The following is a 21,455-nucleotide window of genomic DNA, read 5'->3' as shown; positions in this document are numbered from 1 at the left end:
CTATATAGAGAGAACAACTTAAAAACAACGTCAATTCAATTGCAGTTATATTACAGTTGTATAACAAAGTGAAAAATGCTTTGGAAACCTTGATATAGAGGGATTTTGAATGGCAATAAAAAACGAAAAAAAGGTTTAACTCTCTGAAAAAGAGCTTTTCACGTCTTTATGTAGTTGCTTTGTAACAATTAACATCCTAATAAATCCAGAATTAAAAGTCTTGCCAGCTCTATTTTAGCTACACAAAGCCAAAAAAATACAATAGAAATTCAGTTAACTAGTCTTTTTTTCATTCACCTACAAAACGCACGAACCGACATAAAGAAATAATATTACTATCTCAATAGTGTGAAAAATGAGATTGGACAAATGAATTTGGAACCAATTTTGACAACATTCGAAACGCTTCTTACAATTAGATTAATCAGAAAATTAGAGGGGGGGCACTAGCGTGAAAAAAGTTTTAGCGATCGATGGAGGCGGTGTGCGTGGCATTATTCCTGCAATGCTACTCGCCGAATTAGAAGCAGAAAGTGGAAAACCCATTTCTGAGTTGTTCGATTTGATTGTCGGGGCATCGACGGGTGGGATTTTGGCACTCGGACTTGTCGCACCAAATCTGCAAGATGCTACAAAACCGCGCTATTCGGCACAGCAATTTCTTGGGTTTTATATAGAAGAATCTCAAGAAATATTTGATAAGAGCTTTTTTTACAAAGTTACGCGCGGCATCTTCACGAGCCGTTACCATGCACGTACACTTGAAAAAGTGCTGAAAAAGTATTTTGGACGCACGATGCTCTCAGAAGCAATCAAACATGTCGTCGTTCCGAGCTATGAACTCCGCGGCCGATTTACTGCCTTTTTCAAAAGTCGTGATGTCCATACAAAGAAAATCGAAAAAGATGTACTGATGCGGGATGTAGCACGGGCAGGATCGGCAGCTCCCACTTACTTTACGCCCAAAAAAATAAAGGCCTATCCAGGTGCCAGCTTTATTGACGGTGGGGTGTTTGCCAACAATCCAGCGATGTGTGCCTATGCGGAAGCAAAAGAAATTTTTCCGGATGATGAAGATCTACTCGTTGTGTCACTCGGAACAGGAAATCCACAGCTGACCATCGAATTTGAAAATTACCGTACATGGGGCCTGCTTAGATGGGCACGTCCACTTTGGTATATCCTAATGGACGGCAGCTCAGATGTTGTTCATTATCAATTGAATTATGTGTTACCGGAACGAGAAAAAAACAAGCGCTACTACCGCTTTCAAATTGAATTGTTGCAAGATGGCAGGGAAAAACTAGACGATGGTTCTCCAGAAAATATCCAGGCCTTGGTTAAACTTGGGCAAGAGTTAGTCGACACACGAAAAGAAGAAATCCGAAAGCTTTGCCGGCAATTAGTGGAATCCTAATTTGTCATCAAAATGTATTGGTTCAAAGCTCTGCAACAAGCTAAGATGATAGAGGGAACAAAAAGTGGTGAAACTCTTTCTTCTATATATAGAAGGAGTCGAACTTGTTCAAGTGATTTTCAGTGACAATGAATACGTATCCAATTTAGTTAGAAAAAGGAGATACCCGAAATGGCCAGAAGATACGACTATATGGATTGGCTGCGGGTCTTGTCGATTTTTGTTGTGGTCGGCATCCATGTAGTATCAAAAATTATTAACAATGCTACGACAGATGAATGGATTTGGCATTTTGCCAACGCCTTTGACGCAGGGTTGCGTTGGTGTGTGCCTATTTTCTTCATGCTTAGTGGGGCGTTGCTCCTGACGCGCGGCAAAGAAGAAAGTGTTTGGCAATTTCTCCAGAAACGATTGGCAAAAGTTGTTATTCCGTTGTTATTTTGGAGCTTGGTGTACACGCTATACAATATTTACATACTGGATGAATCGTATAGCGCTTATGAAATTTTGGTGCAGTTTTTAACCGATGATATTTATTACCACTTGTGGTTTTTATACACCATCACGGGTCTTTACTTGATGGCGCCTTTTTTGAAGCTGCTCGTCATGCATATGGACAAGAAGACGTTTCAAGCCTTTTTGCTGTTTTGGATTTTCTTTTCTAGCTTTTTACCATTCTTGCCAAAGTTCTTTGACTTTGAACTTGCTTTTGCTGCCGGCTTGTTTGAACCGTATATTGGGTATTTTTTGCTCGGTGCGTATCTCGTGCTCTATCCGGTACCGAAGAAATACTTGCCAACACTTGGCATACTCGCAGCAGTCAGTTATGTGGTGACGGTGTGGGGGACTTATTATTTAAATGTAGGATTGCCGGCGGGCGAATTTGATGAATTTTTTTATGAGCATTACCGGCCGAATAATTTATTGATTACGCTGTTTATTTTTATCGGCTTTCAGCATATGGCGAAACGAATCAAACCAAATGTGTTGATCACCCGCATCAGTACAGCGACGTTCGGCATTTACATCATTCACCCGCTTATTCAAGTTTTTTTGAATAGAAGCTTTGGTTTAAATGAAACAACGTTTAATCCACTGATTAGTGTGCCGCTTGTTTGGATCTTAATCTTTGTTATTTCATTCGGCATCATTTTGGCGATGCAAAAGTTACCGGTTGTTAACCGACTGGTGCCATAGAACCGAGCCAGCCTTTCTGTTGAGGGGCTGGCTTTTAATTTTTGTGGGGTTCTGGAGTTTCTAGGCGGTGGAAAGAACGCGAAATCTTGATAGGTTTGGTGAGGTTCTGGACATCGCCTTCGAGCGCTTTGGGTAGAGCAAAGACGATTGCTCCTGCGCAAGCTCGTCGCAAATGAGGTCCCAGGAATGCCTGGTCCCTCATTGGCTCTCGCACAAAGCCGAGAAGAGCATTCGTCTTCGTGCTTCGCCTAGCCCTTGTCGCGCCTCGGCTGGGTGTTGGGGAAGTCGCAGCAAACTTACTTTGTTTGGGTTGGGTAGTGTGTAGTTCGGGTTCGAGTTTTTAGTTTTGGTGAGGTTCTGGAAGTCGCCTTCGGACGCTTTGGGCATGGCTTTCGCACAAAGCCGAGAAGAGCACTCGTCTTCGTGCTTCGCCTAGCCCTTGTCGCGCCTCGGCTAGGTGTTGGGGGAGACGCAGCGAACTTACTTTGTTTGGGTTAGGTAGTAGGTGTTGGGTTCTGGAATCGCTTGGCGGCGGTGGTGCACGCGCCGGCGCTAGGAGTGGGTAATTTGGGTTCGAGTTTTTAGTTTTTGTGGAGTTTTAGAAGTCGCTTTCGGACGCTTGGGGCATGGCTCTCGCACAAAGCCGAGAAGAGCACTCGTCTTCGTGCTTCGCCTAGCCCTTGTCGCGCCTCGGCTGGGTGTTAGGGGAGACTTAGTGAACTTACTTTTTGGGGTTGGGTAGTAGGTGTTGGGTTCTGGAGTCGCTTGGCGGCGGTGGTGCACGCGCCGGCGCTTTTTGTGTTCAGATTCGGGATTGTTGGAGGAGTTTTTGTGGAGTTTTAGAAGTCGCCTTCGAGCGCTTGGGGCATGGCTTTCGCACAAAGCCGAGAAGAGCACTCGTCTTCGTGCTTCGCCTAGCCCTTGTCGCGCCTCGGCTGGGTGTTGGGGAAGTCGCAGCAAACTTACTTTGTTTGGGTTAGGTAGTAGGTGTTGGGTTCTGGAATCGCTTGGCGGCGATGGTGCACGCGCCTGCGCTTTTATCATGAGGCTGGTTTCATGTTCACTTGGGGCTAGACACAAATGTTCGCCAATTTGTGGCCGACTCAGGGACGTGCTCCCAAGCCAAGATTCTGCACAACACTTTCAAAAAAGAATACTTGTAGTTTTTTTTGGTGGTGCACGCGCCGGCGCTTGTAGGGTGATGATTTTTGATTTTGACACTTTAGATTTAGGGGGGACGTGGGTTGTTTTCTAGACATAATGGAAATTTATTTATTCTGATATCTTTTTTTGAAAAGAGCTTTCTATCTTTGCTGGAAGTGCGTACAATACAAGTAACTAAACACTGGATACAATTGGCTTTGACGCGTATGCGGACATCTTATATACTGAAATTGGAAACGGATTTATACGTATGTTAAATATTTCTTTTATTTTTGGAAAATTAAACAAATTCAATTGTTTTAGCAAAGGGGGGGTTTTTATTGAAAATAGTTTATGGCGTGTTGAGCGCGTTACTTTTGTTCGCAGCAATGGGACAACTAACGGTTTCCGCTCAAGATCAGGATGAAAAACGCATGATTATCGTTTATGAAAAAGAGCAAAAGAGCTTTTCAATCGCTGAAAAGACCGAAGATTCTGGTGGTTCTGATGTAGAGGTTTATGATGAAGTGGCGATTGCGTCTGCTATGATGACAGACGCAGAAGCGCAGGAACTTTTAAAAGATCCGTCAGTTCGGACAATTGAGGAAGATATTGTGTTTTCGCTTAGTGCGCAAACAGAAGGCTGGGGAATTCCTCAAATAAAAGCACCTGTAGCTTGGAATTCAGGATTTACCGGAAAAGGCGTGAAAATTGCTGTCATTGATTCGGGAATTTCTCCGCATAATGATTTGGTGATCAAAGGCGGGATTTCAACTGCCGATTATACAACTTCCTATTCAGATGATCAGGGACATGGAACGCATGTTGCCGGGATCATTGGTGCCCGCAATAATGGCATTGGCATAAAAGGGGTGGCGTATGACGCTGATATTTATTCTGTAAAAGCTTTTGACTGGGAAGGCAATGCTTATTTGTCGGATTTGATTGAAGGTGTGGAATGGTCAATCGCGAATAAGATGAACATTATTAATCTTAGTGGAGGTTCTGCGGAAAATTCCAACGCCTTTAAAGCCGTTTTTGACCGAGCATATGCGAAAGGGCTGTTGATCGTAGCGGCCGCTGGAAATGTCGGTACTTTAAGTGGAAAAGAGGATAATGTGGAATTTCCTGCTCGCTATTCGTCTGTTATTGCAGTCGGTGCATTGGATCAAGATGCTAAACGTGCAGAATTTTCTTCAACAGGACCCGCTGTTGAAGTGATGGCACCCGGCGCATATGTTTTCAGTACGATGACCAGTAATCGGTACGAATATTTATCAGGAACTTCTATGGCCACGCCTTATGTAGCTGGTCAATTGGCTTTGTTAAAGCAAGCTTATCCAAAATTAACAAACAAGGATTTACGTGCGATTATAGCGGAAGAAGCAAAAGATTTAGGCAAAGTGGGCAGAGATCCGCTATATGGTCATGGCTTGATTCAAATTTCTTCCTATAAAGCACCGAGAGTATCGGAAACAAACAATCCGTTACTTAGTTTACGTCCGGACAAGTCGTCAATTACGAGTACAGTCGGCAATTCGGTTCAACTGGCGTTAACGGCTTCGTACACAAAGGGGGAAGTCATCAATGCAGCAGAAACCGCAAAATGGGTTTCTGCAGATCCCTCGATTGCAACGGTATCCAAAGGGAAAGTGACGATGAAAGCAGTTGGCAGTACGACGGTAAAAGCGACTTTAGGAAGCAAAACGGTATCGCTGAAAGTAGAGGTTGTGCAAACAGCTAGATTGTTTACGGATGTTTCTGAAAAGTATTTCCCAGCCGTTGATTATTTGGTGAAAAGAGGACTTACCAAAGGTGAGCGTTCGACGCGATTTGGCATTCAAAGCCCGATCCTGCGTGTAGATGCAGCGATTTGGCTGGCAAAAGAGTTGGAATTAGATTTAGCAGCAGCTCCAGCTTCTAGATTTACCGATGTCCCGGCACGTGCTGTAGCGTCCGTTAATGCGTTAAAACATGCGGGCTACATTGATGGCAAGACGGAGACATTATTTGGTGCTGCGCAAAGTATGACGCGAGGTGAAATCGCATTAATTTTGCAAAATAGTTATGCTTTGCAGCCAACTACCGAAAAATTGCCATTTACAGATGTCTCTCCACGCTATGAAGAAGCGGTCAATGCACTTGTAGCGAACGGAGTTACGAATGGCGTAACCGCTACACAATTTGGCGTGAGTCAAAATGTAACGCGAGGTCAGCTGGCAATCTTTATTTATCAACTATCTCTTAAATAAGATGGAATTTGATTGGTGCTTAGAAATCGTCTGCCTATGGGTAGGCGATTTTTTGTTGTCTACATCAGAGTAATTTAACTACTTCTGTAACAATTGTAACGTAAACGTAATATATATTTGACAAAAGAATAGTGGCAAGAGTGTTTTAATATGGTAAATTTAAACTGTCTTTTAGTTTGAAAATTCCGTTAGTTAAACAAGGGGGAGAAAGATTGGGGAAGATACGTTCGATTTTATTGATGGCATTGGTGTTTTTAGTCGCTTTTGGTTCGTTTTCGGCAGGTATACCGAATGTTTCAGCAGCACCGAACAAAACAGGTGCCGGCAACGAAGAATTGCAGCTCAAAAAACCAGCAGTTAAAATACCAGAAACGCTGAAGAACCCGAAAAATCCGAAAAAACAAGTTCGGATTATCGTGGAATTAGAAAGTGATCCAACGATCGAAAACGCAACACGTAAAGGGGTACTTTACAAAGATTTACCTAAGAAACAAAAAGAATCATTAGAAGCAACAGTAAGCACTGAACAAAATTCAATTCAATCGACTATTTCAGAACTTGCTCCAGAGATTACCTATTTAGAAAATTTCACGACGGTTTTTAACGGCTTTTCTGCTGAAGTCGAAGCAGGAAAAGTAAAAGAAATTGCCTCACAAACAGGTGTAAAAGCTGTTTATGAGTCAACCGAGTACAAACGTCCGGAAATCAAACCGGAAATGAAATACTCAAAAGAACTTGTGCAAGCGCAACAAGTTTGGAACGATTATAAGTATAAAGGCGAAGGCATGGTCGTTGGAGTGATTGATACCGGCATCGACCCAAGCCATAAAGATATGGTATTAACAGATGACACATCAGGTGAAATTACAAAAGCTGAAGTCGGTGCATTGCTCGGCGACCAATCCATCGAAGGCGGTCAATTTTTCACTTCTAAAGTGCCATTTGGCTATAATTACATGGACGGCAACAACGAAATTTTAGACCTTGGACCTGAAGCTTCAATGCACGGCATGCACGTAGCCGGCACAGTGGGAGCAAACGGCAATGAGGAAAATGGCGGCATTAAAGGCGTAGCACCAGAAGCACAATTACTGGCATTAAAAGTGTTCGGCAACGATCCGTTGTATCCGTCAACTTACGGAGATATTTACATTAAAGCGATTGATGACTCGATCAAATTAGGAGCAGACGTCATTAATATGTCACTTGGATCTGTTTCAGGATTTGTGGATTCTCAAAACCCGGAACAACAAGCAGTAGAGCGCGCGACGAATAGCGGTATTCTCGTGTCCATTTCAGCTGGAAACTCGGATATGCTGGGATCGGGTTATTTCTATCCTTACGCAGAAAACCAAGATTACGGCTTAACAGGTTCACCAAGTGTTTCATTTGACTCGTTTGGTGTAGCGTCATTTGAAAACGATATTATTACGGCCATGAGTTTTGCTTATCAAGCGGACGGTGCAGAAGCTGGACGCGCGATGTACTTATTGGCAAACGATAAAGACCCGCGTGAGTTGCCAGCAGCTTCTTATGAAGTGGCAAGTGCAGGATTTGGTACAGCGGCTGACTTTGCTGGAACAGATTTCACCGGCAAATTTGCGCTTATTTCACGCGGCAGCATTGCCTTTGTTGAAAAAGCAACCAATGCGCAAGCAGCAGGAGCAGTAGGGGTTATTATTTACAACAACACAACAGGTACCATCAATATGGCATCAGACCCATCGGTTACGATTCCTTATATGTCGACTCTTCAAACAGATGGCGTGGCGATGAAAGCGTTAATCGATGCTGGCAAAAAGGTTACGGTTAACTTTGATGGGCAATATTTAGAAACGAAAAGCCCGACAGCTGGCCAAATGAGCAATTTCACTTCTTGGGGACCAACGCCAAACTTGGACTTCAAACCTGAAATTACAGCGCCAGGTGGCAACATTTTCTCAACTTTAAACAATGATGAATACGGCTTAATGAGCGGAACGTCTATGGCAGCACCGCATGTTTCAGGTGGAACGGCATTGATCTTCCAACGACTAGATGAACTCGGCCTAGACGGCGAAGAACGTGTTCAGTTTGCGAAAAACCTGATGATGAATACAGCCAACCCAGTAGAATTGATTGCGGGTGAGTTTGTTTCACCACGTCGCCAAGGAGCAGGGTTGATGCAATTGCATGATGCGCTATCGACAGATGTGACGGTAGTTGAGAAATCAACAGGCGAATCCAAAGTAGCGTTAAAAGAAATCCAAGACGACAAATTTACATTTACGGTCGTTGCAGAGAATTTCTCTGACCAACCGGCAAATTATCAAGTAGCTGTAAATGTTCAAACCGATAAAGTGTTAAAAGCAAGCGGCGTCGACGTAACGGCACCAAACATTGCAGGATCGAACGTAGTGACAGAACAAGTGGTGATTGACGCGCCTAAAACGGTCGCAGTTCCGGCAAATGGCAGCAAAGAAATCACCGTGTCAGTGGATGTATCGGCACTGGAAAAAGATGCAGCTTATCAAGCCTTTACAAATGGCTTTTTCGTGGACGGGTTCTTAACATTAACGGACGTGAACGAAGAAGTGACAGGCAACACACCATTAGTTGTACCTTACTTCGGCTTTAACGGCGGATGGGACGATGCAAATATTTTTGATTACGTGGCATGGAATCCATCCACTTATTACGGCACGACGTTCTTAGCAGATGAAAAAGGCAAAACCATTACAGGTGGAACCCATCAACCAGACTTTGTGCCAAGCCAATTCGCCTTTTCACCAAACGGCGATGGTGTCATGGACAAAGTAATTCCGGTGTATTCATTGCTCAGAAACGCCAAAGAATTTGAAGTGAAGGTATTGGACGCGGCAGGCAAAACCTTGCGGACGATACGCACAGAAGATGAATTGGTAAAAAATTACGCATCAACTGAATCGTATAATTTCAACCCAGCAAATGGCTGGGACGGAAAAGTGCTTGAAAAAGCAGTAGCAGACGGCAACTACCAAATTCAATTGCGCGCGGTCATCGATTATGAAAATGCGGAATGGCAGTCATTTGAATTCCCCGTCAAAGTCGATACGGTCGCACCAGTAGCGGTCGCAAGCTTTAACGCAGCAGCTAAATTGGTAGAAGTTGCAAGCTTTACCGATAACCCACAAGGAGCGGGCCCAGATCGTTGGGAAGTGTTCTTAAATGGTAAAGAACTAACAGAAGATGCAGCAACACCGAAAGACGACTCATTAGCTCCTGGCGTTAAGAACTATGCAGTGTCAGCTGAGCTAAAAGCCGGTGACAAACTAAGTGCTGTATTCTACGACACAGCAGGCAACAAACAAGTAGTTGACTTAGCAACCGCGACGCCAGAAAAAGTCAAACCGGTCGTCTTTATCGATAAGCCGGACGTCTTATCCGTACACAAAACAAAAGAAGTGGCGATCGCTGGACGAGTAGAAGACGATTCGAAAATTGTCTCAGTGACCGTCAACGGCGAACCGGCAAAAGAATTTGACGGCAAAACCTTTAGCCACAGCCTGACATTAGCGGACGGTTCTCATTACGTTAAAGTCAAAGCGATTGACGAATTCGGCAACGAAATGGAAATTCGCCGTCAAGTGTTAGTAGACACGAAGCCTGCGGTAATCACATTAGTAGACGTACCGAAAAAAGTCGGTTCTGACCAAGACGAAGTGGAAATCACGTTTAACGTCAAAGACAATTTCGACGAAATTAGTGCGTATTACTACGACGATGAGATTTTCGCACAAAAACTAACAGCACCATACGAACTGAAAAACTTCAGTAAAAACATTACGACAACCGTACCTGTACTAACCGATGGCGCAAACGAGATCAAACTCAAAGTCGTTGATTTGGCTGGACATGTTACAGAAAAAACGTTTACCATCACGAAAAAAGCCGGGAAACCGGACAAGCCGGGTAAACCTGACAAACCAGGAAAACCGAATAAGAACTAAATGAAAAAAGCCGGAAGCTTTGCTGCTTCCGGCTTTTTTCTATTGAATTGAATTGCATGAGAATTGTTTGGGTGCCAGGCACCAATTACTGGATTTTTATCAATTCGTAGAAAACTTTACCATCAAGAGCGACCGTTTTAACATTGCCGAATCCTTCGACCATGTAATATTTATAGCCCGTGTCGTGTTTAACTGAAGGATCAACTGGGACGGTAACTTCAGTAGCATTAGTAAACGTTTTGTAGCCGGTCTTGACGGTTACATTTACACCAGTAATTTTACTTTTAGGTGCGAAAGGATTGTCAATGTTGAATACTTTCCCTTTTTGGATGGGGTAAACCAATTCAACTACATATTCAGAGTACGGATAGCCAATAGCATACATGTCGTCGGTTTCGTTTTCTGTATAGAAGATGTCATCCTCGTCTTTAGTGTAGTTTTCCCAAAGAAACCCGAGTGATTCGCCAGTTGCTGCGAGCTTAGAATCTTCCGTATAGCGAGAATTTAATGTCGTGCCATCGTCCAAACGGTATGAATAAATCTTCGTTTTATCACGCAAGTAAGAGTTTTCCATATGCGTATCATTTTTGAAGACAGGCTCTAATCCACGCGCAAGAAATGCAGAAAACTGACCGCGAGTCACAGCGTCTAAAGGACGGAACGTTTTGTCAGGATAGCCGACGGCGATATTGTAACTAACGATTTTGTTGATTGACTCAAATGCCTTCATGTTGCTTGAAACATCTTTAAAATTCAATTCAGTTGAAAGAGGTGTCGTGAAAACATTCCCAAGGACAATCGCCATATCGCCGCGAGTCATTTTTGCATCGGGACGGAACGTTTTATCTGGATAACCGTTCAAGTAACCGGCTTTTTGCGCAGCGGCAATATACCCGCTCGCTTTACTGCTTTTACTCACATCGGTAAATTGAGTCGCTTTTTGAGTAACATCCAATCCTTTTAGCTTGCCAATCATAATCGCCGCTTCGGCGCGAGTGACAACGTTATCGGGACGGAATGTGTTGTCCTCATAGCCCGTAATCACTTTCTTGCCAATCAGGTAATCGATCTCGTCGTGAAAGCGGTAGTTTTCTGGCACGTCAGATGCAGCCAAAGCAGGTGTAGCGATCAAACTCAAAGCCAATACAGTGCTACATAAAAACAAAGTTTTCTTCAAAGTTATCCAACCTCTCCAAGATCTATAGTTAATTCCATTTATAATTGTTTGGGTGCCAGGCACCAAATACGCTATTTTTACTCATTCAAACAAAAATCCATCACCCTGCATTGTGAAATTTTTGTAAATGCCTCCTATTATTTCGGTTGTCGTATATAATGGAGTTGTTCGACTATTCGATTAAAGGGAGATGGAGAAATGACGTTTGGCAGAAAAGCTTCTATGATTCTGGTGGCACTCGTTCTGGTGCTTAGCGGACTTTTCACTGCGAGTCCTAGGGCAGCGGCAGCGAACGAAGTGACGAGAGGCGAGTTTATTCAGCATTTGGTAACTTCTTTAAAAGTAGAGTTAGGAGACGGTTCGACGATCAGCTTTAAGGATGTCGATAAAAAACTCGCTCCCTACGTGGAAGCGGCATACAACTTAAAGCTCACAAGCGGCAAGTCGAAGACCGTATTTGCACCAAACGAAAAATTGTCTCGTGAGCAAGCATTTTCAATCGCTTCACGTGCAGTGATAACCGATAAAGTATATTCAACGGGATTGCTCGGCGGGTTTAAAGATCGCCATTACTTAAGTCAAAGTCTGTTAAAAGACTTGGCAAAAGGAGTGGGCATCGGTTTACTGGTCGGGTACGGAGACGGTACGGTAAAGCCATCCAAACCTGTTTCTCCGGGCGAAATGCGGGCCATTGTTCAGCGTTTGCTGAAAGAATATCAGCCAGCAGGCAGTAAGAACGTCACATTGCGCATTTTGGGAACATCTGATTTACACACGAACTTTGTCAATTACGATTATTACCGAGACCAGCCATCAAACAGTTTAGGTTTAGCTAAAACAGGGGTCTTAATCGAACAAGCACGCGCAGAAAACAGCAACTCGCTGCTATTTGATAACGGGGACTTGATTCAAGGAACGCCATTTGGCGGGTATAAAGTATCCGTCGACCCCATCGAAAAAGGAGAGTTGCACCCTGCTTACGCAGCACTCAAATCACTTGATTTCGATGCTTCAACTTTAGGCAATCACGAATTTAACTTTGGATTGGATTATTTGGACGAAGCACTAGACGATGCACCGTTTCCTGTCTTGAATGCCAACGTCTACGATGCCAAGACAAATAAAAACCGCTACAAGCCGTACACCATGATCGACAAACAAGTCGTCGATGGAAAAGGCAAAAAGCACACCATTCAAGTAGGCGTCATCGGAGTTGTTGCTCCGCAAATTATGAAATGGGACCGCGCGCATCTTGAAGGGAAAGTTACGGCAAAAGATGCAGTCGAGTCCGTTAAAAAATTCCTTCCTGAAGTGGAAAAAGCGGGAGCAGATGTAGTCGTTGTGTTATCCCACTCTGGAATGGGGGATGAAAAATACGACGTCGGTGAAGAAGACATCACCTATCAACTTTCTGAAATTGACGGCATCGATGCCATCGTCACAGGTCATAATCATGACGTATTCCCTGGATCGTACGGGGACTTGAAGAACGTCGACCAACAACAAGGAACGATTAACGGCACACCTGTTGTGATGCCAGGTAACTTTGGTAGCCATTTAGGCGTTATCGATTTACAGCTTTCTCCAAAAGGAAAAGACTGGAACGTTGCATCCGGAAAAGCGCAATTGCGCAAAATTGACACCGAATCAGACATCGTTTCACAGCAAGTGATTGATGCAGTCAAAGAAACACACGAAGCAACCATCGACTATGTGCGCAGCCCAGTCGGTGAAACCACAGCACCCATTAACAGCTATTTCTCATTGGTCAAAGACGACCCATCTGTTCAAATTGTCAACAACGCACAGAGCTGGTACGTCAAACAGCAAGTAGCAGGAACAGCCAACGCAGACTTGCCAATTTTGTCCGCAGCAGCACCGTTTAAAGCAGGCGGACGAAACGGCGGGAATTATTACACCGATATCAAGACAGGCGAAATCGCCATTAAAAACGTCGCCGATTTATACGTCTTCGACAACACCATTTATGCCTTGAAACTAACCGGGAAAGAAGTGAAAGAATGGCTAGAAATGGCGGCAGGGCAATTCCAACAAATCAACCCGTCAGCAACAACAGAACAACCGTTGATCAACACAGACTTCCGTACCTATAATTTTGATGTATTGGACGGCGTCACGTACGAAATCGACGTCACGATCCCTGCAAAATACGATGCAGAAGCGGCACTCGTCAATCCAACTTCGAACCGCATCAAAAAGCTTTCTTATAACGGAGCGCCTGTAACCGATACACAGGAATTCTTAGTCGTCACAAACAATTACCGCGCAACAGGCAACTTCCCAGGCGTTACCGATGCCAAAGAAGTCATCGACTATGCCTATGAAAATCGCCAAGTCATCATCGACTACATGCTTGAAGTCGGAACAATCGACCCAGCAGCCGATGATAACTGGAAATTCGCACCGATTGCCGGTAACCAAAACATCACCTTTGAAACGTCAGCTAACGCACAAAGCCTCATACCAGAAGCGAGCGGCATCACTTACGTCGCACCATCTGCCAATGATTTTGGCAAATACCGCATCGACATTAAGTAACATAAAAAAGCTTTCCGCGACTCGCGGAAAGCTTTTTTGAATTGTTTGGGAGTTGTTTGGGTGCCTGGCACCCAAACTCATTCTAGCTCGGCCGCTAACTTTCGAACCATCGCCAAATGCTCTTCGATATTATCTTCCGTCACCCACACACCAAAATCTTCGGGCACCTCGGCATGTTCACCTTGTTCCAAACGCTCGGAAATCAGTTTGCCGATTTCTGGATAAAAATGGTGGCCGTCGTAGTAATTCAAAATGTCGTTCGTTACATCATTGGGGTACATGAAATTCCAGACACCACCGTATACAGCGACCAAGTCACGGAGCCACATTTCGTATTCGTCCAGTAAGCCGGTTCCGACCATCGACTTGAACAACTCTGTTGAAATCGGTGTCGTGTAGACAATTTTTTCAGCTTCTGGGTGCGTATCGTGAACTTTTTGCATGATTTCTTTGTAGCGCGAATAATAAACATAATGATCGCCGTAAAACGTATTTTCAAAACGCGTAATTTTAGCTGCCGTGTCGCGTTTGGTTTCTTCTGCCGTCAGCTTTTTCGCAAACGCATCGCCTTGTCGATTGTACAAACGGTCCGCCGTAATGTCGTCCGCTGCCGATAATTTTAAGTTATCAACCGCAAAACCGAATGTGTCAAAGGACAGCAAATTTTTTGCTCGGTAAAAAGGCTCGTGCACTTTTGTTTCATAGCCCGTAATTGCACGAGCATCTTTTGCCTGTTCTTCACTCGATTTGAAAAAATCGACACCAATCAAAACCCGCTCATAATCCGGATGTTGATCAAAGGCATAAAGCAACATCGTATAATATTCGCGCATCGATAAATTGGCAACGGCGTAATTATAAACGGTCCATTTTTCGAACCCTGACGGCTGAACATACGTGCTACGGCTACTGCCAAGCAACAACGTATCGGCATCTGTCGGGTCATAAAGCTGTTGCGCGGTTTTTTGTTCCCGCTCGTCCGCGACAATTTGCACATCGTTCAACCCATGCGCATGACCATAATGCCACAAAGGATCTATCCAAAAGTTAAAAGCAGCAACAGCAAACGTCAGTGAGGCGAAAATCGCCATGACGGCAAAGCTAAATTTTTTATCGTTCATGGGATCATCTCCTAAAAGTTAAAGTACAAAAATTCACTAACTTGTTGCAGCTGCATGACGCTATAGAAAAGCAGAACAGCAATAAAAACAGCCATACCGGCATTGCGTTGCTTTTGCTCCATAATTTCAACAGAATTTTTCGCAAAGAACGCCAGCGCCAACCCAATCGCTAAAGTTAACGCAACTTCGATAGAAGACGCAGAAAACGGCAGCTTCAGCAGCCAATTTTCATCAATCGATGGCAAGAGCGAAGCCAATCCACTCGGCAAGTAAAAGCCGTTAAATCCGAACATCGCCTTTAAAACCGTCAACGCATCAGCCAAGGTCAAAGCACGGAAAAAGACCCAAGCAAGATGGACAAACAAGAACGTCACAATCCAAGCGGACACGTTATTCATACGGTGACCGGTGCCTTTCCACCAACGGCAAATGACACTGGCAAAGCCGTGCAGCGCCCCCCAAATCAGAAACGTCCATCCAGCACCGTGCCAAATCCCACTAATAAAGAAAATAATCAGGATATGTAAATACGTGCGGGCAGGCCCTTTTCGGTTGCCCCCAAGTGGAATGTAAATATACGTCGTCAAGAAATGAGACAAAGTAATGTGCCAGCGTCTCCAGAAATCTTGAATATCCAATGCTTTATAAGGCGAATTGAAATTCAGCGGCAAGCGAATGTTAAACAACAACGCCAGCCCAATCGCCATATCCGAGTACCCACTAAAATCGAAATACAATTGCAGCGTATAAGACAACGTCGTGAACCAACTATCCACAAAAGTCAGCGAACCGACATTGCCATAGCCTTGATTGGCCCATTCCGCAAACTGATCCGCAATCGCCACTTTCTTAAAAAGCCCAATCGCAAAAATCAGCAAGCCTTTGGAAATATTCTCATAAACAATGCGGTAAGAATCCTTAGACGAAAACTGAGACATCACTTGCCGGTGATGAACAATCGGTCCCGCGATCAATTGCGGGAAAAACGACACAAACAACCCGTAATTCAAAAAATTATATTCTTTCGTTTCCAACCGGTACGAATCCACCAAATACGCAATTTGCTGGAACGTATAAAAACTAATCGCCAGTGGCAACAAAATATTCTTCAAAACCAAATCTTCACCAAAAACCACATTGATGTTTTCAACAAAAAAGTCGTAATACTTATAATAACCGAGCAGCAACACATTAAACAAAATTCCGGCAGTTAAAATGCCTCTCCGGTAAACGCCACCCCGATCACGCCCAAGAAAAGCCCCAATCGCATAATTGAGCAGCATCGAAATCAAAATCAGCGGCAAATAAGCAGGATTCCAATAGCCATAGAAAAACAAAGAAGCAACCAGCAACCAAGTCTTCGCAAACGGAATATGGATGCGCCCAAGAACATAATACAAAATCCAAACAATCGGCAAAAACAAAAAGATAAACTCAAAAGAATTGAAAATCATGTCCAGACACCTTCACAATACTAGAATTAATCGCTTAAAGTACGCTCAAAACGTAAAAAAACTTTCAAAAAAGCGAGAAGCAAAAACCTCGAACAACCTCTTCGCCAAACCTCACCCAGCCCAACAGAAACGCGATCATCATTCCGCAGCAACCAAGTAAAGTTTCATAACCCATCTATTATAACGTGAGAAAAATCTATTGTCATGAAATTGTTTGGGTGCCTGGCACGAATTACCACATTTGTACTACCCAACACAAGAAAATATCATCAAAAAACAGATGTAACGAATCTCAAAAAAACAAAACCATCTCCACACCCAGCGCCGGCGCGTGCACCACCGCCGCCAAGCGACTCAAGAACTCCACACCCACTACCTAACCCAAACAAAATAAGTTCGCTGAGTCTATCCCACAACACCCAGCCAAGGCGCGCCAAGGGCTAGGCGAAGCACGAAGACGAGTGCACTTCTCGGCTTTGTGCGAGAGCCAATGAGGGACCAGGTGTTCCTGGGACCTCATTTGCGACGAGCTTGCGCAGGAGCAATCATCTTTGCTCTACCCAAAGCGTCCGCAGGCGAAGTCCACAACTCCACAAAACGAACTCCAACAAAAAAACACCCAGCGCCGGCGCGTGCACCACCGCCGCCAAGCGACTCAAGAACTCCACACCCACTACCTAACCCAAACAAAATAAGTTCGCTGATTCTATCCCACAACACCCAGCCAAGGCGCGTCAAGGGCTAGGCGAAGCACAAAGACGAGTGCACTTCTCGGCTTTGTGCGAAAGCCATGCCCAAGCGCTCGAAGGCGAAGTCCAGAACCCCACAAAACGAACTCCAACAAAAAAACACCCAGCGTCGGCGCGTGCCTCACCGCCGTCAAGCGACACCAGAACCCGACGCTCACTCCCAACCCAATACCAGTAGGCTCATGAAGTATTCCCACAACACCCAGCCAAGGCGCGTCAAGGGCTAGGCGAAGCACAAAGACGAGTGTACTTCTCGGCTTTGTGCGAGAGCCATGCCCAAGCGCCCGCAGGCGACTTCCAGAACCCCACAAAAAGAACTCCACCAAAACTCAACATTCAAAAAACTCCCACATAACCCCAAAACAGAAAGCCATTTCACTAAATCTGGGAATCATGATATGATAGCTTAGTTAATGTTTAAAATCAAAAGGAGAAAATGTCTATGAAAATTGCAGTATTACTGCCTTGCTACAACGAAGAAATGACCATCGGCAAAGTGATAGATGACTTTAAAAGAGAACTTCCAGAATCGACAATATACGTCTATGACAACAACTCGAAAGACAAAACCACAGAAGTCGCGCTAGCCCACGGTGCAGTCGTTCGCCAAGAACCTCGCCAAGGAAAAGGCAACGTCGTGCGTTCCATGTTCCGAGAAATCGATGCAGACGTTTACGTCATGGCAGATGGCGACGATACATACCCGGCCGAATTCGTCCACAACATCATCAAGCCCGTCATTGATGGAGAAGCCAACCTCGTCATCGGCGACCGGTTATCCAATGGGACGTATTTCAATGAAAACAAACGAAAATTCCATGGCTTCGGCAACACACTTGTCAAAAACTTGATCAACGGCTTATACAAAAGCAACATCACCGACATCATGACAGGCTATCGTGCATTTGACCGCTTGTTCGTCAAATCACTGCCAGTCACAAGCCCGGGTTTTGAAATCGAAACCGAAATGAGCATTCACGCACTGGACAACAACTTCTTGATCAAAGAAGTGGCCATCGATTACCGCGACCGTCCAGAAGGCAGCGAATCAAAACTGAATACCGTACAAGACGGCATCAAAGTACTGCGAATGATTTTCACCTTATTCAAAGACTACAAGCCGTTACTATTCTTCTCGTGCTGGGCTGCCTTGTTCTTCATCTTGGGACTAGCTGCGGGAATTCCTGTAATCGTCGAGTACGTTCAAACTGACTTTGTGACGCGCGTACCGTCCGCGATTTTAGCAGTCGGCTTAATGCTGTTGTCTATGTTGGCATTTGCTTGTGGCCTCATCCTCGACACCGTAGCGGGCACGCATCGCAAGCAATACGAACTCGAATTAATTCGAATTAGCGACCGCATCAAAAGCGAGAAAACTTTATGAAAAAAACGTACCTACTAGGTGCTGCATCTTTTGTTGCAGCACTTTTCCTTGCTTTTACTGCCATTTTTTACTTCCAGCCAATCCGGAATGCACATCCTTTACTCATTGTTTTTGTCACGCTCGTGCTGTTCGGCTTACTCGTATACAGTCGGTCGTTCGTGCACACAGTCAACGGGTGGACGCGCGCTAAAAAAATCAGCTTAGCTATTTTCATGCCGCTGTTCACCGTGTTAGCAGGACTCAGCTTACTTGGCGACCAGCAATACTTAGCCGACAACCACTGGCTCGTTAAAACCGCTGTTTATCTCGGTTTGTTTTTAACGATTGCACTCGTCGTGCTGTCCATCATCAAGCTCTTGCTCAGCATTCAAACGCCAGCAGGTGAACAAAAAGTATCGCCGTTTTATGTGCTGCTTTACATGTTGCCGATGCTCGGTGCGTCACTGGTCATGTTTATCGCCTTTTATCCCGCGGCCATGACGCCCGATTCGTTATCGCAATGGGAGCAGTCCGAAACGAAAGAATTTACCAACTGGCATCCCGTCATGTTCACATGGCTCATTATGTTCTTACGAAAAATCTGGGATAGCCCCGGCATCATTGCGTTGTTCCAAATTGTTGCGTTGGCACTGACGATGGGCTATATGGGTTATCTAATGAAACGCTTTAAAGTCAACACCTGGATTCTTTGGGCGGTGCTAATTGTCGCGGCGATTGTGCCCGTCAATTCCATCATGTCGATCATTATTTGGAAAGACGTCTTATACAGCACGTCGTTGTTGTTCTTTTCTTTATTAATTTTACTGCTCGTGAAAACAAAAGGACTGGAAACGAAAAAAGTTTCGTTCGTTTTGTTATTCCTGTTAGGCTCGTTTATGTTGGTGTTTTTCCGCCATAACGGGTTTCCGGTATTCGTCATCACCATGATCGCGGCACTCATTATGTACCGCCGCATGTGGAAGCAATTGCTGCCGATGACACTTGGCATCATCATCATTCACCAAGTCATTACCGGTCCCGTGTATACCGCACTTGACGTGGTCGATTCCGATCCGCAAGAAGCGCTCAGCATCCCAACGCAGCAAATCGCCAACATCGTCACCAAAAATGGCGACATGACCGAAGAGCAGCGCGAATACATCAATCGCCTTATGCCGCTCGAACTGTGGCCTGAGAAATACAACCCGTCTAGCGTGGACCCGATCAAATTTTCATGGGGCGAATACGATCGTTGGGTCATTTACGACGATCCGGCGCAATACGCCAAGCACTGGGCGCAGCTGGTCCTTCAAAATCCAGGACTTGCCGTCGAAGCCTTTCTCGACGAAACGTCCTTGGTGTGGCAGATGCGACTCGAAGAAGACGGGCACATGAACCGCTTTGTCACCAACATCTATTATGGCAATGAATTCAATCTGCTCAATCAAGTCATTTACCCAAAAGTGACCTATAGCGCGCAATTGTATTTGAAAGTCGACACAGAAGCAGAAGAATTCTTGTGGCGCCCGGCGGTGTACTTGTTCTTCATCACCTTGTTCCTGTATGTTGCGTATTTACGCAACAATTGGCGCATTTGGTTGATCTTGTTGCCAATCGCCTTAAACACAGCGGCCGTCATGGCAACCATGCCCGCTCAAGATTTCCGTTATTTGTTCAATGCGTCGCTCTTTTTCTACGCCGCCTTGCTAATCAGCTTGCTCAATTTCGACGACAAGGGTGGGTCTCTGCGTGAATAAACCCGAAAAAACGGCTCCCATCGGCATCTTGTTGATGATCTTTGCCGCCATTTCCACAGCAACGGGTCAATTGCTATGGAAACTGTCTGACGCGATACTGGACGTGCACATGCTCGGCGGTTTCGTCTTGTACGGCATGGGCGCTGTGCTCATGACCGCGGCATTCCGTTTTGGTAAATTGTCCGTGCTGCATCCATTACTCAGTCTCGGTTACGTCATCGCCATTTTTTACGGAACGTTGTTTTTAGACGAAGCCATCACGTTTAATATCTCGATGGGCACTTTGCTCATTTTGATCGGGGTTATCGTCATAGGGGGTGACAGCGATTAATCTGTTATTGGTCTTGTTGTTAGTCGTCATGACGTGGGTCGGTGCATTTGGCGGCTTTTTCCTAAAAAAAGCGTCGTCGTTCAATATCAACATGGAGCGCAAAGCATTTATGCTGCGCTTGCTGTTTGGGGTTTTCCTCTACGGCGTCAGCGCCATTTTGAACATTGTGGCGTTGAAGTTCTTGCCGTATACCATTGTGTTCCCGTTGACGGCGATCACGTACATTTGGACGATGCTGATTTCTTATTTCCTCTTAAAAGAACACATCGGCAAACGCAAAATTCTAGGTGTGTTGCTCATTGTGACGGGGGCATTCGTGCTTGTCAGTTAAGAAATAAAAGCTGCAGAAAGACTTGGCATTGCCGAGTTTTCTGCAGCTTTTTTGTGTTTAGGAGGGGGGTGGGAGCGAGTGCTTATAGTTTTCTAGGGGTTCTGGAAGTCGCCTTCGAGCGCTTTGGGTAGAGCAAAGACGATTGCTCCTGCGCAAGCTCGTCGCAAATGAGGTCCCAGGAATGCCTGGTCCCTCATTGGCTTCCGCACCAAGCCGAGAAGAGCACTCGTCTTCGTGCTACGCCTAGCCCTTGTCGCGCCTCGGCTGGGTGTTGGGGTAGACTTAGCGAACTTACTTTTTGGGGTGGGGTAGTGGGTGTGGAATTCTGGACTCGCTTGGCGGCGGTGGTGCACGCGCCAGTGCTTTTTGTGTTCAGATTCGGAATTGGTGGAGGAGTTTTTGAGGCGTTCTAGGAGTCGCCTTCGAGCGCTTTGGGCTTGGCTCCCGCACTAAGCCAAGAAGTGCACTTGTCTTATTGCTTCGCCTAGCCCTTGTCGCGTCTCGGCTGGGTGTAGGGGGAGACTTAGCAAACTTACTTTTTTGGGTTGGGTAGTGGATGTGGGGTTCTGGAGTCGCTTGGCGGCGATGGTGCACGCGCCGGCGCTTTTATCGTGAGGATGGTTTCATGTTCACATG

General features: G+C 45.1%; 12 protein-coding genes. 9 read left to right on the top strand and 3 right to left on the bottom strand.

Features of this window, described 5'->3' with window-relative positions; genetic code table 11:
• The first annotated feature begins 451 nt into the window (after positions 1–451).
• From FQ085_RS03395 to FQ085_RS03380, 4 genes are all read left to right on the top strand, one after another.
• A complete protein-coding gene (locus tag FQ085_RS03395; RefSeq protein ID WP_149455942.1) occupies positions 452–1,417 on the top strand; it encodes a CBASS cGAMP-activated phospholipase in 966 nt (321 codons plus the stop codon).
• Positions 1,418–1,588: 171 nt separating this feature from the next.
• Positions 1,589–2,614: an acyltransferase gene (locus tag FQ085_RS03390; RefSeq protein ID WP_149455941.1), complete on the top strand. Its 1,026-nt coding sequence runs from the start codon at positions 1,589–1,591 to the stop codon at positions 2,612–2,614.
• A 1,484-nt stretch (positions 2,615–4,098) separates the two neighbouring features.
• Complete coding sequence (locus tag FQ085_RS03385) at positions 4,099–6,009, top strand: S8 family serine peptidase (RefSeq protein ID WP_149455940.1); 1,911 nt, start codon at positions 4,099–4,101, stop codon at positions 6,007–6,009.
• A gap of 212 nt (positions 6,010–6,221) precedes the next feature.
• Complete coding sequence (locus FQ085_RS03380) at positions 6,222–9,977, top strand: S8 family serine peptidase (protein ID WP_149455939.1); 3,756 nt, start codon at positions 6,222–6,224, stop codon at positions 9,975–9,977.
• 85 nt (positions 9,978–10,062) lie between these two features.
• On the opposite strand, the gene FQ085_RS03375 is transcribed toward FQ085_RS03380, so the two are convergent.
• The gene (locus FQ085_RS03375; protein WP_149455938.1) at positions 10,063–11,154 is read right to left on the bottom strand and encodes an S-layer homology domain-containing protein; all 1,092 of its coding nucleotides are present in this window, start codon (positions 11,152–11,154) and stop codon (positions 10,063–10,065) included.
• Between the two features lie 198 nt (positions 11,155–11,352).
• Here FQ085_RS03375 and FQ085_RS03370 point away from each other — a divergent pair, with 198 nt between their 5' ends.
• Positions 11,353–13,713: a bifunctional 2',3'-cyclic-nucleotide 2'-phosphodiesterase/3'-nucleotidase gene (locus tag FQ085_RS03370; protein WP_149455937.1), complete on the top strand. Its 2,361-nt coding sequence runs from the start codon at positions 11,353–11,355 to the stop codon at positions 13,711–13,713.
• Between the two features lie 77 nt (positions 13,714–13,790).
• On the opposite strand, the gene FQ085_RS03365 is transcribed toward FQ085_RS03370, so the two are convergent.
• The gene (locus FQ085_RS03365) at positions 13,791–14,834 is read right to left on the bottom strand and encodes a hypothetical protein (protein WP_149455936.1); all 1,044 of its coding nucleotides are present in this window, start codon (positions 14,832–14,834) and stop codon (positions 13,791–13,793) included.
• Positions 14,835–14,845: 11 nt separating this feature from the next.
• Complete coding sequence (locus FQ085_RS03360) at positions 14,846–16,288, bottom strand: MBOAT family O-acyltransferase (protein WP_149455935.1); 1,443 nt, start codon at positions 16,286–16,288, stop codon at positions 14,846–14,848.
• Between the two features lie 1,191 nt (positions 16,289–17,479).
• On the opposite strand from FQ085_RS03360, the gene FQ085_RS03355 reads away from it, so the two are divergent.
• From FQ085_RS03355 to FQ085_RS03340, 4 genes are read left to right on the top strand one after another with little or no spacing between them, the layout of a single operon-like run.
• Positions 17,480–18,421: a glycosyltransferase family 2 protein gene (locus FQ085_RS03355; protein ID WP_058384526.1), complete on the top strand. Its 942-nt coding sequence runs from the start codon at positions 17,480–17,482 to the stop codon at positions 18,419–18,421.
• On the top strand, positions 18,418–20,157 hold the full coding sequence (locus tag FQ085_RS03350; RefSeq protein WP_149455934.1) for a DUF6020 family protein: 1,740 nt from the start codon (positions 18,418–18,420) through the stop codon (positions 20,155–20,157). Before FQ085_RS03355 ends, FQ085_RS03350 begins: the two co-directional genes overlap by 4 nt.
• The gene (locus FQ085_RS03345; RefSeq protein WP_237150116.1) at positions 20,150–20,488 is read left to right on the top strand and encodes an EamA family transporter; all 339 of its coding nucleotides are present in this window, start codon (positions 20,150–20,152) and stop codon (positions 20,486–20,488) included. The genes FQ085_RS03350 and FQ085_RS03345 overlap by 8 nt, the downstream gene beginning before the upstream one ends.
• The gene (locus tag FQ085_RS03340) at positions 20,475–20,819 is read left to right on the top strand and encodes an EamA family transporter (protein WP_237150117.1); all 345 of its coding nucleotides are present in this window, start codon (positions 20,475–20,477) and stop codon (positions 20,817–20,819) included. The genes FQ085_RS03345 and FQ085_RS03340 overlap by 14 nt, the downstream gene beginning before the upstream one ends.
• The last annotated feature ends 636 nt before the right edge of the window (positions 20,820–21,455 follow it).

The organism is Planococcus sp. ANT_H30 (assembly GCF_008369335.1).
Lineage (GTDB): Bacteria > Bacillota > Bacilli > Bacillales_A > Planococcaceae > Planococcus > Planococcus kocurii.
The sequence above is the reverse complement of the archived record's forward strand: the minus strand, read 5'-3'. Positions and strand labels throughout refer to the sequence as shown.

Excerpts from the sequence above, each read along its gene's own strand:
- FQ085_RS03360 (WP_149455935.1), bottom strand. The coding sequence starts at position 16,288 with ATGATTTTCAATTCTTTTGAGTTTATCTTTTTGTTTTTGCCGATTGTT.
- FQ085_RS03390 (WP_149455941.1), top strand. The coding sequence starts at position 1,589 with ATGGCCAGAAGATACGACTATATGGATTGGCTGCGGGTCTTGTCGATT.
- FQ085_RS03350 (WP_149455934.1), top strand. The coding sequence starts at position 18,418 with ATGAAAAAAACGTACCTACTAGGTGCTGCATCTTTTGTTGCAGCACTT.
- FQ085_RS03365 (WP_149455936.1), bottom strand. The coding sequence starts at position 14,834 with ATGAACGATAAAAAATTTAGCTTTGCCGTCATGGCGATTTTCGCCTCA.
- FQ085_RS03355 (WP_058384526.1), top strand. The coding sequence starts at position 17,480 with ATGAAAATTGCAGTATTACTGCCTTGCTACAACGAAGAAATGACCATC.
- FQ085_RS03370 (WP_149455937.1), top strand. The coding sequence starts at position 11,353 with ATGACGTTTGGCAGAAAAGCTTCTATGATTCTGGTGGCACTCGTTCTG.